General features: G+C 56.2%; 11 protein-coding genes. 9 read left to right on the plus strand and 2 right to left on the minus strand.

The window, feature by feature from the left end:
- Window positions 1–20: 20 nt before the first annotated feature.
- The 6 genes from NYR02_RS10150 (at window position 21) to NYR02_RS10175 (ending at window position 5,696) form a co-directional block, all read left to right on the plus strand.
- Window positions 21–809, plus strand: a complete 789-nt coding sequence (locus NYR02_RS10150; protein ID WP_338055941.1) for a sulfite exporter TauE/SafE family protein — start codon at window positions 21–23, stop codon at window positions 807–809.
- Between the two features lie 100 nt (window positions 810–909).
- Window positions 910–1,719, plus strand: coding sequence for a prolipoprotein diacylglyceryl transferase (lgt, locus tag NYR02_RS10155; protein ID WP_260976243.1), 810 nt, complete (start codon window positions 910–912; stop codon window positions 1,717–1,719).
- Entirely contained in the window at window positions 1,716–2,510 is a 795-nt protein-coding gene (thyA, locus tag NYR02_RS10160) for a thymidylate synthase (protein WP_260976244.1), read from the plus strand. The genes lgt and thyA overlap by 4 nt, the downstream gene beginning before the upstream one ends.
- Before the next feature lie 165 nt (window positions 2,511–2,675).
- Entirely contained in the window at window positions 2,676–4,367 is a 1,692-nt protein-coding gene (locus tag NYR02_RS10165) for a putative bifunctional diguanylate cyclase/phosphodiesterase (RefSeq protein WP_260976245.1), read from the plus strand.
- An 89-nt stretch (window positions 4,368–4,456) separates the two neighbouring features.
- Window positions 4,457–4,972 carry a dihydrofolate reductase gene (locus NYR02_RS10170; RefSeq protein WP_260976246.1) on the plus strand — a complete coding sequence of 172 codons (516 nt, stop codon included), beginning with the start codon at window positions 4,457–4,459 and terminating at the stop codon, window positions 4,970–4,972.
- Window positions 4,973–5,117: 145 nt separating this feature from the next.
- On the plus strand, window positions 5,118–5,696 hold the full coding sequence (locus NYR02_RS10175) for a hypothetical protein (protein ID WP_260976247.1): 579 nt from the start codon (window positions 5,118–5,120) through the stop codon (window positions 5,694–5,696).
- Window positions 5,697–5,770: 74 nt separating this feature from the next.
- Here NYR02_RS10175 and NYR02_RS10180 read toward each other — a convergent pair whose 3' ends face one another.
- Window positions 5,771–7,399, minus strand: coding sequence for an acyl-CoA synthetase (locus NYR02_RS10180; protein WP_260976248.1), 1,629 nt, complete (start codon window positions 7,397–7,399; stop codon window positions 5,771–5,773).
- Window positions 7,400–7,625: 226 nt separating this feature from the next.
- On the minus strand, window positions 7,626–7,979 hold the full coding sequence (locus NYR02_RS10185; protein ID WP_260976249.1) for an Mpo1-like protein: 354 nt from the start codon (window positions 7,977–7,979) through the stop codon (window positions 7,626–7,628).
- A gap of 145 nt (window positions 7,980–8,124) precedes the next feature.
- Here NYR02_RS10185 and NYR02_RS10190 point away from each other — a divergent pair, with 145 nt between their 5' ends.
- The 3 genes from NYR02_RS10190 to NYR02_RS10200 all read left to right on the plus strand — a co-directional run bounded on the left by NYR02_RS10190 (window position 8,125) and on the right by NYR02_RS10200 (window position 12,093).
- Entirely contained in the window at window positions 8,125–9,147 is a 1,023-nt protein-coding gene (locus tag NYR02_RS10190; protein ID WP_260976250.1) for an AraC family transcriptional regulator, read from the plus strand.
- Between the two features lie 91 nt (window positions 9,148–9,238).
- Window positions 9,239–10,762: an RCC1 domain-containing protein gene (locus NYR02_RS10195; protein ID WP_260976251.1), complete on the plus strand. Its 1,524-nt coding sequence runs from the start codon at window positions 9,239–9,241 to the stop codon at window positions 10,760–10,762.
- Window positions 10,678–12,093, plus strand: coding sequence for a di-heme oxidoredictase family protein (locus tag NYR02_RS10200; protein ID WP_260976252.1), 1,416 nt, complete (start codon window positions 10,678–10,680; stop codon window positions 12,091–12,093). The genes NYR02_RS10195 and NYR02_RS10200 overlap by 85 nt, the downstream gene beginning before the upstream one ends.
- Window positions 12,094–12,201 lie beyond the last annotated feature (108 nt).

Raw genomic sequence — 12,201 nt, forward strand, 5'->3', positions numbered from 1 at the left:
AAACCGGAATTTTCACACCTATGATGACATTTCTGCTGTTCCTGGCGGTTGGCTCAGTGGCCGGTCTGCTGGCTGGTTTGTTTGGCATTGGTGGCGGCATGGTGATTGTTCCTGTGCTGGTGATTACCTTTGCCGCACAGGGCGTAAGCGAAACGGTGCTGACGCATATGGCGGTGGCTACGTCGCTGGCGACCATCGTGTTTACCTCGCTCAGCTCGGTGCGTGAGCATCATCGTCAGGGTGGCGTGGACTGGACGCTGGTGGGTGTGATGAGCATCGGTATTGTGCTGGGCACCATGGTCGGCGTGTCGTTAATTACCACCGTACCGGGTCCTCTGCTGCAGAAAATCATTGGTGTGTTTGCTTTGTTGTTGGCACTGAAAATGTTCTTTGGGCTGGAACCAAAAGGCGCTGGCAAGCGTCCAGGTAACCGGGGCCTGATGGTTGCCGGTTCTGTGGTCGGTTTTGGTTCGTCGTGGTTTGGTATTGGTGGCGGAACGTTTACCGTGCCGTACCTGAGTTGGATGAAAATCCCTATGCGTCAGGCGGTGGCGACTTCCGCTGCCTGTGGTTTGCCCATTGCGCTGACGGGCGCGTTGAGTAATGTGGTGGCCGGCTGGAATCATGAGGCTCTGCCTGCCTGGAGTACCGGCTTTTTATACTGGCCGGCCATTCTTGGTATTGTGCTGACCAGCGTGCCTTTTGCCAAAGTGGGGGCGAAGCTGGCACATCGTCTGGATCAGGCGTTGCTGAAAAAAAGCTTTGCGCTGTTGCTGTTTGTGGTTGGTATTAAATTTCTGTTGTTTTAAGCGCATTTCATAAGGCGTTAAAAATAGAGTGTTTTGCTTGGGCACCTCTGAATTATTCAGAGGCGCCTTTAAGTCTGATTGTTGTTGCAAGGAAGTTCGTATGCTGACCTATCCCGATATAGACCCGGTAGCCGTGGCCATTGGCCCGCTGAAAATTCATTGGTATGGCCTGATGTATCTGCTGGCGTTTGCCTCGGCCTGGGGCCTGGCCAATTACCGTGCGCGTCGTCCGGCTTCCGGCTGGACACCGGAGCAGGTGTCGGATCTGATCTTTTATGGTGCCATGGGGGTTATTCTCGGTGGTCGTTGCGGCTATGTGCTGCTGTATAACTTTCCGCAATTCTTACAGGACCCGTTATGGCTGCTGCGGGTGTGGGAAGGCGGGATGTCGTTTCACGGTGGGCTGCTGGGTGTCATGGCAGCGCTGGCGTGGTTTGGTCACAAATATAAAAAGAACTTTTTTGATGTGGCCGACTTCGTTGCTCCGCTGGTACCGGTCGGTCTGATGTTTGGCCGTTTCGGCAATTTTATTGGCGGTGAGTTATGGGGCCGTGTGGCGGATCCGGCTCATGTGCCCTGGGCGATGGTGTTTCCGCGCGCCGGCGATCTGCCGCGCCATCCGTCACAGTTGTATCAGGCGGCGTTGGAGGGGTTCCTGCTGTTTGTTATCCTCTGGTTTTATTCGTCCCGGCCACGGCCACAGAAGGCCGTCAGTGCCATGTTCCTGATTGGTTATGGCTTGTTCCGTACCATTGCCGAGTTCTTCCGCGAGCCGGATGCACATATTGGTTTTGATTTATTTGGCTGGATGAGCCGCGGGCAGCTGCTCAGTCTGCCGATGATTGTTATAGGGGTTATTCTGCTGGTGATTGCCTACCGCAGCCCGAAATCCGGAGAACAGAAAGTATGAAGCAATATCTCGATCTGATGCGCCATGTTCGCGAAAACGGCACCTTCAAGGAAGACCGTACCGGCACCGGCACGTACAGCTGTTTTGGGTATCAGATGCGCTTTGATCTGAGTGAAGGCTTCCCGCTGGTAACCACCAAAAAACTGCATCTGCGCTCGATTATTCATGAGTTGCTGTGGTTCCTGAGTGGCGACACCAATATTCGCTATCTGAAAGAAAACGGCGTCTCTATCTGGGATGAGTGGGCCGATGAAGACGGCAATCTGGGGCCGGTGTACGGTTCGCAGTGGCGCAGCTGGCCAACCGCCGATGGCCGTCATATTGATCAGATCACCCAGGTGGTGAACCAGATTAAAAACAATCCGGACTCGCGCCGCCTGATCGTCAGTGCCTGGAATGTGGGTGAAATTGACAATATGGCCCTGCCGCCATGCCACGCTTTTTTCCAGTTCTACGTCGCTGACGGTAAACTTTCCTGCCAGCTGTACCAGCGCAGCGCCGATATCTTCCTTGGTGTGCCGTTCAATATCGCCAGCTATGCCTTACTGGTGTATATGGTGGCACAGCAGTGTGATCTGCAGGTGGGCGATTTTGTCTGGACCGGTGGTGATGTGCATCTCTATGCCAACCATCTGGAGCAGACTGACCTGCAACTGTCGCGCGAGCCGATGGCGCTGCCAAAGCTGGTGATTCAGCGTAAACCCGACAGTCTGTTTGACTATAAGTTTGAAGACTTCGTGATCGAAGGTTACGAATCTCACCCGCATATCAAAGCGCCCGTCGCGATCTGATTGCGATGCTGCTCCTGCTCCGTCCTTGCTCCGCTTTGCTCTGGGGCAGGCAGAGCAGGCGGCCTCTTCGTTGGTAACAATTCTTTTTCACTATCGCGGCTGTCAGACCAGACGGCGGAGTCTGCTTGTCTATACTGAAGGCAACTTTGACTCCCGGTGCTGATAGTGAACCCACTACTCCATACCGAATTACCGACCTTGCTGCTGTTAAGTGCCGACGATGCTCTGCCATCGCTGCATTTGTCGGACGTTACGCTGCAGCCGGCCGCCTCGCTTGATGACATCTGTGCTGCCTGGCTGGAAGCGCAACATGGTGTCGTGTGTCTGTACAGCAAACGCTTTAATGGCTGGCTGGAAGCGGCGATTGAGCGGGTGCGGCTGATGCTGCCAGAGGCACCGCTGCTGGTGTTACTGGAACACCTCAGTGATGAAGAGAAACTCATCAGCGCCGGTGTACAGGAAATACTGAGCCTGCATCAGGCGAAATCCGGGCTGCTGTCGCATGTGATGCTGCTGGCGATGGCCCGTCGCCAGTACGATATTGATCAGAAGCACGCCGCCCATCACGATCCTCTTACCGGGTTAGCCAATCGTGGTCTGTTTCAGGACCGTCTTGATCATTGTCTGGTGCAGAGTCAGCGCCGTGGGCTGGATGTCAGCCTGTTGTTTGTCGATCTCGACCGCTTCCGGGTTGTTAACGAATTGCATGGTCATCAGTTTGGTGACTTGCTGCTGATTGCCTGCGCACAGCGTTTGCGGGATACCCTGCGTCGCTCTGATACCGTGGCGCGTCTGGGTGGCAACAGTTTTGCGGTGATACTTGAAGCCGGTGGTCATCAGGACAATGAACAGATGAGTGCGGCGGTGGCACAAAAAATCAGCACGGCGTTTCAGCGGCCATTTGCGATTGGTGGTGAGGAGATATTCTCGACCGTCAGCATCGGCATTGAGCTGGCCAGCCGGGTCAGTTACGACGCCGGACAACTGGTGCGCCATGCCGAACTGGCGTTGCATCAGGCTAAGCGCGAAGGGCGTAATGTCAGCCATGTATTTTGTCATCGCAGCTCTCCGGCCGACAAAATCCGCGTCGGTCTGGAAAGTGCGCTGCACCATGCTCTGGAGCGTGAAGAGCTGCGCCTGGTTTACCAGCCTCAGGTCAGTATCAGTGATCAGTGTTTTACCGGTGTTGAGGTTTTGCTGCGCTGGCAGCACCCGGTGCTGGGCGATGTTTCACCGGCCATTTTTATACCGGTGCTGGAAGAAACCGGGTTGATCGAACGCTTCGGCGAGTGGGTGTTACGCAATGCCTGCCAGCAGTATGCCGACTGGCTCAGCCAGGGGCTGGTGCCAGAGGACAGCAAATTGTCAGTCAACCTGTCACCGCGTCAGTTCCGCCAGCGTGATCTGGCCGAACGTATTCAACAGCTGTTGGCCGATTGCGCGTTGCCGCCTCAGAGGCTGACACTGGAGATTACCGAAAGCACGCTGATGGTTAATCTTGATCATGGCGTGCAGATTCTCAACCGTCTGCGCACACTGGGCGTGTCGGTGGCGATTGATGATTTTGGTACCGGTTATTCATCATTAGCCTACCTGAAAGACCTGCCAATCGATTACCTGAAAATCGACCGCATGTTTGTGCAAGACATCGTCACCGATACCCACGATGCCGCCATTGCCAGTTCGATCATTAACCTGGCCCATAATCTGGGGTTGAAAGTGATTGCTGAAGGCGTTGAAGACAGCGCCATGCTCGATGTTCTGGCGGTGTTTGGCTGTGACCAGTATCAGGGCTTTTACTTTGCCCGGCCCTTGCCGGCGGCCGATATTCCGGCGCTGGTAACGCGCAGCGTGTGATACCACGCTGCGCCTGAAGCCAGACCCTGAGACCAGACGGAGCTTAGACGCAGTGGTATGATGGCGCTTTTGCACAACGGAAGCTGGCTGTGAAATTCTCTCTGATTGTCGCCCTCGCCGAAAACCGCGTGATCGGTATCGATAACAAGCTGCCCTGGTATCTGCCTAACGACCTGAAATATTTCAAACAGGTGACCATGGGCAAAACCATTGTAATGGGCCGCAAAACCTATGAAAGCATTGGCAAGCCACTGCCGGGCCGTACCAATATCATCATTACCCGTCAGGCTGGTTATCAGCCACCGGGCGCTAATGACAGCGTGAAAGTGGTTGCCTCCCTCGAAGCGGCCCGTGAGCTGGCAGAGAGTATTGCGCTGATTAACGGCCAGGATGAAGCGATGATTATTGGCGGTGCCGAAATCTACACTCAGGCGCTGACGCTGGTGGATCGTATGTATCTGACCGAAGTCCATGCTGAGGTAGAAGGCGATGCTTTCTTCCCCGAGTTTGAACGCAGTGCCTGGCAGGAAGTCGCCCGCGAAGACTTCGCCGCCGAAGGCCCGAATCCGTACAACTACAGCTTTGTGGTGTACGAACGCGCCTGAGCGGCAATTGAATTGGCATCTGAGTTGGTATCTGAGTTGGCCTTCGGGCAGATCCGCTGAGCGGCTGTACTGAACCTGATGTTAAGAGTGGCCTCTAATCCCTTCTGCCGGAGCCTGTTCCGGCGAAGGAAGGGATGCCACTCATTTGTTTTATCTGCTGCACAATCCTTTGGTTCTGGCTTTAGGTGTATCGCTGCTGCTGCACCTGTTGCTGTTGGCTGCGCCGCTACAGCGGGCAGTACAGCCAACAGAGCTTATGCCAGTGTTGCGGCTGAGTCTGCAGGCTGCTTTGCCTGTGCAGACAGTGCCCGACAATAAGCCTCATCAACACTTGCCTGAACAACTCGCTACTCCTGCAGCAGAAAACCCGGCAACAGAAAACCCTGCAGCACCTGCCGTACCGGATAAAGCGCAGGAAACCTCAGAAAGCGCTGAACCTCAATTGACCTCGCCGCCGCTATTGCGCCTGCCTGCCGGGACGATGGACGCCATCAGCGAACAGCCGCTACAAAGTGCACCTTTCGATCCGCGTTTGCGTCGTCAGCTGAATGCGGTGCGCAGTGAAAGGCAACGACCACAGCGTGATTTTATTGAAAGCGGTGAGGCTGGCAGTCTTGCACCCCAGCAGCTGCGCGTAGGCGATCATTGCTTTCTCTACAGCGAAAAAGATGCGCTGGATGAAGACAGCTTTGATGTCTGGTCGCCGGTGAATTGCGTGCAGTAAGGTGATATTTCCACAATAAAAAACGGGCCTCATCTGAGGCCCGTTTTTATACGCTTGCTGTTAGATCCTGGGTATCAGGACTCTTTAGCCTGAGCGCGCAGAATAAACTTCTGGATCTTACCGGTAGAGGTTTTCGGTAAGTCACCAAACACCACGTGACGCGGGATTTTAAAGTGCGCCATATTGGCGCGGCAGAAGTCCATAATCGCTGCGGCGTCTTCTTCGGCCCCCGGCTTCAGCTTAACGAAAGCACAAGGCGTTTCGCCCCATTTTTCATCCGGCTTGGCGACCACTGCGGCTTCTTCTACATCGGGGTGACGGTAAAGAATATCTTCCACTTCGATGGAGGAAATATTCTCGCCACCGGAGATGATGATGTCCTTTGAGCGGTCTTTGATCTCGATATAACCATCTTCGTGCCATACCGCCAGATCCCCGGTGTGGAACCAGTCACCGGCAAAAGCCTCTTCGCTGGCGCGCGGGTTTTTCAGGTAGCCTTTCATCACGATATTGCCGCGGATAAAAATCTCACCAATGGTTTCGCCATCGCGGGCCACCGGCTGCAGGTTATCCGGATCGGCAACCATCAGATCCTGCTGCATCGGGCTCTTCACACCCTGGCGGGCTTTCAGCGCGGCGCGTTCACCCGGCGTGCGCTCATTCCAGGCCTCGTCCCACTCACACACCACACAAGGGCCGTAGGTTTCGGTCAGACCATAAACGTGGGTCACTTTAAAGCCCATGGCTTCCATACCTTCGATCACCGCAGCCGGAGGCGCTGCACCGGCCACCATGGCGTTAACCTGATGTTCGATGCCTTCCTTCATTTCGGCTGGCGCATTGTTGAGCATGTTCAGCACAATCGGCGCGCCGCAGAAGTGCGACACTTTATGATCTTTAATGGCGCCATAAATGGCGTCGGCACGGACATGACGCAGGGAAACACTGACCCCGGCCGCAGCGGCAATACTCCATGGGAAACACCAGCCATTGCAGTGGAACAGCGGCAGAATCCACAGGTACGCCGGGTGCTTGCCCATATCCCAGGAAATAATGTTGTTGGCGGCGTTCAGGTAGGCGCCACGGTGGTGATACACCACCCCTTTCGGGTTGCCTGTGGTGCCGGAGGTATAATTCAGGGTAACGGCCTGCCATTCGTTTTCCGGCAGTTCCCAGGCGAAATCCGGGTCAGATTTTTCCAGCAGCTGCTCGTAGGTTTGTTCACCCAGCAGTTCGCCACCGTCGAAATACGGGTCATCAACGGCGATGATCAGCGGTTTAACCGCCAGTAATTTCAGGGCTTTGCTGGCAACGTCGCTGAATTCACGGTCAACAAACAGAATGCGGGTTTCGGCATGCTGCAGAATAAAGGCTACGGCTTCGGCATCAAGACGGGTGTTGATGGCATTCAGCACGGCACCGCTCATCGGCACACCAAAGTGCGCTTCAAACATCGGGGGAATATTGGCGCACAGGAAAGAAACGGTTTCACCGTGTTGAATCCCCAGTGCTTTCAGACCAGAGGCCAGACGCACGCAGCGCTCGTAGGTTTCACCCCAGGTGTAAGTGGTGTCCTGATGAATCTGGGCGGTGCGCTGCGGGTAAACAAAGGCCGCGCGCTGCAGATAGCTGATCGGCGATAAGGCGGTGTAGTTGGCCGGATTAGCATCCAGACCCATTTCATAAATGTTGTAGTGCTGCATACAGCCCCCGGATAAGCAGTAAAGGCCGGCGCCTGACACACCGTTGTGCGTTGCGTACACGATAAGCGCAGTGCCGGAGAAAGGGAGGCATTAAAAGCCCGCACTCTCTGGGTGTGAATGCGACATAGGTATAAACGACTAAGTAGAACTACGGGCTGTATGGCACGACGGCTTAGCAGCGCCGCTGAGCGCAGAATGCGCCCTGCGGCGTCGCGGCCCAGAGGGATTATTGCTGCGGCATGTTCTGTTTGATACGGCCGAGGAAAAAGTCTTTTAACATGACCCAATCCCCCATGAAGCTCCACAGCGGGTACTTAAATGTCGCCGGTTTATTGTGCTCAAAGAAGAAATGACCGATCCAGGCCTGGCCATAACCAGCAACCAGAGCCAGTGGCAGCAGCGCATACTGACCGCTCCACAGGGCGTAGATAAGAATGCTGAGCGCGCTCAGGCTGCCGGTGTAGTGCAGTACCCGGCAAACCGGGTTGGAATGTTCACCCAAATAGTAAGGATAAAACTCAGCAAAGCTTTTGAACTCTGGTGTTTGTTGGGTTTGAGTCGAAGAGGTCGGATGGGTCATGGTTGCCTGCCTTGCCGGATGGCTTGTTATACGTGGTTATTGTTATGTGTTGAGTCTGTTCAACATACGTCAGAGCGGCACAAGTCGATTGGCTTTTCGGGTCATATTATTATCATAATGAGTCATTTTTAGGCGGAGTATGCCTGTGTCATCACCCTTACAGATTGGCAAGGCGCCGTTGGCGACGACATCCAGTGCCTGGGTGCGCCTGCTGTTACAGGGTGCCGAAGGTTTTGGCCTGAGCAGCACAATCCTGTGTGAGCAGGCGGGTATTGATGCCGGAGTACTACAGCAGCCGCAGGGACGTATTCCGCAGACTCGGGTAACCGCGCTGTGGAGTGCGATAACGCGGGCTTGTCCGGATGATGATCTGGCTCTGGCCATTGGCCGCGATATCCGTCTGGAACATGCGCCGGTGATCAGCTTTGCTATGCAATCCAGCCGTAACCTGCGCGAAGCACTGGAACGGCTGCTGCGCTTTCACCGCCTGATCGGTGAAGCCATCGACCTGCCGCTGCAGGAAACTGCCCAAGGTGTACGTATCAGTTTTCACGCCCGCCAGCCGGTGCCGCTGTTGTCGTTACATACCGCCATGGTAGCGCTGGTGGCGATGGCGCGCTGGCTGACCCATCAGCCGGTCAGGCCGCTGAACGTCAGCCTGCGCAGTCAGCCACCGCTGCACCCGCAGCGCTGGCAGCACTACTTTGGCTGTCCGGTGCAGTTTTCCGCGTCACAGAACAGTATCGAATTCAGCCATGAACTGCTGGCCACTGCCGTTGCCGGGGCTAATCCGCAGCAGGCGGCGGCGCAGGATCTGGCGGCGCGCCATGCCTTGCAGCAGCTGAATGAACAGCAGGCACTGGCCCATGTGCGCTACTGGATCGAACAGTCGCTGCTGCTGGGTGAGCCGGATCGCGCCTGGGTCGCCGGTTGCCTGGGCTTAAGCATCAGCACTCTGCAGCGCCGTCTGCGCGTCCACGGTGTAACCTTCAGACAACTGCTGGAAGAAGTCCGGCGTGAGCAGGCACAGCGCTTATTGCAGCAGGGTGTGGCGTTGCCGGAAATCGCCCTGCGTCTGGGGTATCAGGAGCAAAGCAACTTTCAGCGGGCATTCAAGCGCTGGTTCGCTCAAACGCCGGGGCAGGCGAGGAGTGATCGTTTCGAATAGCGTTGGTAATACAATACATATTTGCGAATAGTTATTATTTCGTATATTGTTCGCCGCCTTTGATATTGATTCTTATTAACGGGTGGCTGTCATGCAACGCTTTTTCCTGCCGGTTTTACCGGTTCTGTTTCTCCTGGGCTGTGGTGCGGACGATGACAACAGCAATGCTCCGGACATCACCGCACCACAACTCAGTGGCCAGTTTCCCGCTGATTCGGCGATCTCGCAAAGCCGTCTGCTGACATTGACGGGCATCGTCAGCGATGACAGCAAACTGGGCAGCGTAGAGATTATCCGCGGCGAACAAACCTTCAGTGCTGATTTGCAGCTGGACGACGATGGCCGTAGTGGTCAATTCAGTGCTGCACTCCGCTTGAGCGGCGGTCTTAATACATTTCAGATTGTGGTAACCGATGCGGCTGGTAACCAGACCCGTGCAAGCCATCAGGCTTATTTCGGTAAGCGGGTTACGGCTGGTGGTGCGCACTCCGGCGCGATTGTTGAAGGCAAAACCTATGTCTGGGGTCGTAATAACAAAGGCCAGCTGGGACTGGGCATGACCAGCAAGCTGGCCAGTGATGAATCCCATCCGCTGACGCCGGTGTTACTGCCAACCAGCAAGACGTTTGTGTCGCTGGCGTTTAATCAGAATGCCTCATTGGCACTGGCCGCTGATGGTACGGTCTGGAGTTGGGGAGACGGTGCCAATGGTCAGCTCGGACTGGGCAGTGCAGCGGCGGAAACGGCAGATACAAGCACCAGGCTGACGCCGCTACAGGTACCGGGCATCACCGATGCGGTGTCTGTTGTACGTGGCTATGGTCATTCGCTGGTGCTGCATAACGACGGCACAGTCTCTGCGTTTGGCAGCAATAATCTTGGCCAGTTAGGCGATGGCTCCGCCCTTAACCGTGATTATCCGGTGCGCTTAACTCTGACGGGTATTGTGCAGGTCGCCGCATCGTCCGGCAGTTCTTATGCGCTGGATGAGCAGGGGGTTCTCTGGGGGTGGGGCGCCAATGACTACGCCAACCTGGGTTTAGCCAGCGAAGATACCGAGGTACACAGCACGCCCGTGCAGATTCCGCTGCCGCAAGCGATTACTGCTGTAGCTGCCGGTCGTGATCATGTACTGGCGCTGGGTAAAAGCGGTCAGGTGTATGCGTGGGGTCTGAACTTCAGCAGTCAGGTGGGTTTATTTGTCAGCGAGCAATGGCCGGAAGTGGTCACAAGCCCGCAGCTGCTGCCGTGGTTCAGCGATGTGCAGGCGGTCTGGGCTAATGGCAATCAGAGTTTTGTGAAGCGCGCCGATGGCAAGGTCTATCCTTGGGGACAGAACATGCTCGGTACGCTGGGTATTGAGCAGGACGACGATGTCGAAGCGCCACTGAGCCCGATTCTGCAATTTGATAATGCGCTGGATTTGGGTAACGGAGCGCTGCATACCGTTGGTCTGCGCGGCGATGGTCAGTTGTTCTCCTGGGGCTGGAGCTTTGAGGGATCGCTGGGTGGCAGTGATCTTATTAATCTGTGGGGCTACCGCGTACCGGTGCTGGTATCCGTACCCGCAGCTGCAGCGGCAACATCTGCGGCGATGGTGACGTCAGCGCCATGATCCGCACTGGTTATTTACTGTTAACAACGCTGTTGCTGCTGGCTGGCTGTGGCGCCTCTGACAACTCCGGTTCTGACGCCGACAAACAAGCGCAGGTTTGGCTGCCGGTGGGTGGCGCTGCCACGGTTGAATGGCAGGCTTCATTAGGCTTTCTGCAGTTTATTCCGGGTTTGCCGCTGGAAGAGTTAGCGCAGGTTTCACGCGGTCGGGAGCTGTTTGTTGCTGACTGGGAAATGGCTCCCGGCGCGCGTCCGCAGCTCGATGGACTGGGGCCGCTGTTTGTCGCCGGGGCCTGCGATCTGTGTCACACCGCCAATGGCCGTGCCGCCAGCCTGCTGGCTGACGGCCAGATAGGCAGCGGTTTGCTGTTCCGTCTGGGCGACGCCAGCGGCCAGCCTGATCCGCATCTGGGGGGCCAGCTACAGCCGTTTGCCACCGTCGGGCGTGGCGAAGGCGATGTCAGCTGGCAGGATGATGGCTCCGGTAAACCACAGTTTGTGCTGAGCAATCCGACGCATGCCCTGGCCGCTGGCGTTCACCTTGGGCCACGCCTGTCGCCTCAGCTTACCGGGGTTGGTTTGTTGAATCTGGTGCCGGAGGAACAGATTCTGGCTTATGAAGATGAATCGGACAGTAACGCTGATGGTATTTCCGGCCGCGCCCATCGCCTGCAGCGCGAAGGGCAGGACTGCATTGGCCGTTTTGGCTGGAAGGCGATGCAGTGTTCGCTGCGCGGTCAAAGTGCCGGTGCTTTGCAACAGGATATGGGATTAACCAGTGTGGTGAATCCACAGGAACCATGCACGGAACATCAGGATATCTGTGCCAGCCAACCGTCCGGCGGTAATCCTGAGGTCAGCGCGGAAGCACTGGGCCAGATCAACGAATTCCTCAGCGTGCTGGCGGTGTATGAACGACGCGTCAGTGATAATGCGGCCTTTGAGCGTGGAGCGCAGCTGTTTGCCCAAACCGGCTGCGAGGCCTGTCACCGGCCGACATTAACAACCCGCACCGACGCCGCGCTGGCGCCGCTGCGCGGGCAGACAATTTATGCCTATACCGATCTGCTGCTGCACGATATGGGCGCAGATCTCAGTGACGGTGTTGGCGAAGGAAATGCGCAGCCACAGGAATGGCGCACGCCGCCACTGTGGGGCTTGGGTTTGCTGGAAAATGATGGCGTCAGCCGCTTCCTGCACGATGGCCGGGCGCAAACCTTGCCGCAGGCAATTCTCTGGCATGGTGGCGAAGGCCTGGCGGCAAAGCAGGCATTTGAGCAGCTTGAGCAATCGCAACGGGCTGATTTGCTCAGCTTCTTACGCGCTATCTGAGGCTTTATCGGCGACGTTCAGAGCGGACATTATGGATGATGTCCGCTTCTCTCTCCGGCTGTGGCTGTCTGCCGGGCTCTCACTTCTCTGTTTTATCGGTCGTTGCTT

Source organism: Thalassolituus pacificus, assembly GCF_025318105.1.
Classification (GTDB): Bacteria; Pseudomonadota; Gammaproteobacteria; order Pseudomonadales; family Oceanobacteraceae; genus Venatoribacter; species Venatoribacter pacificus.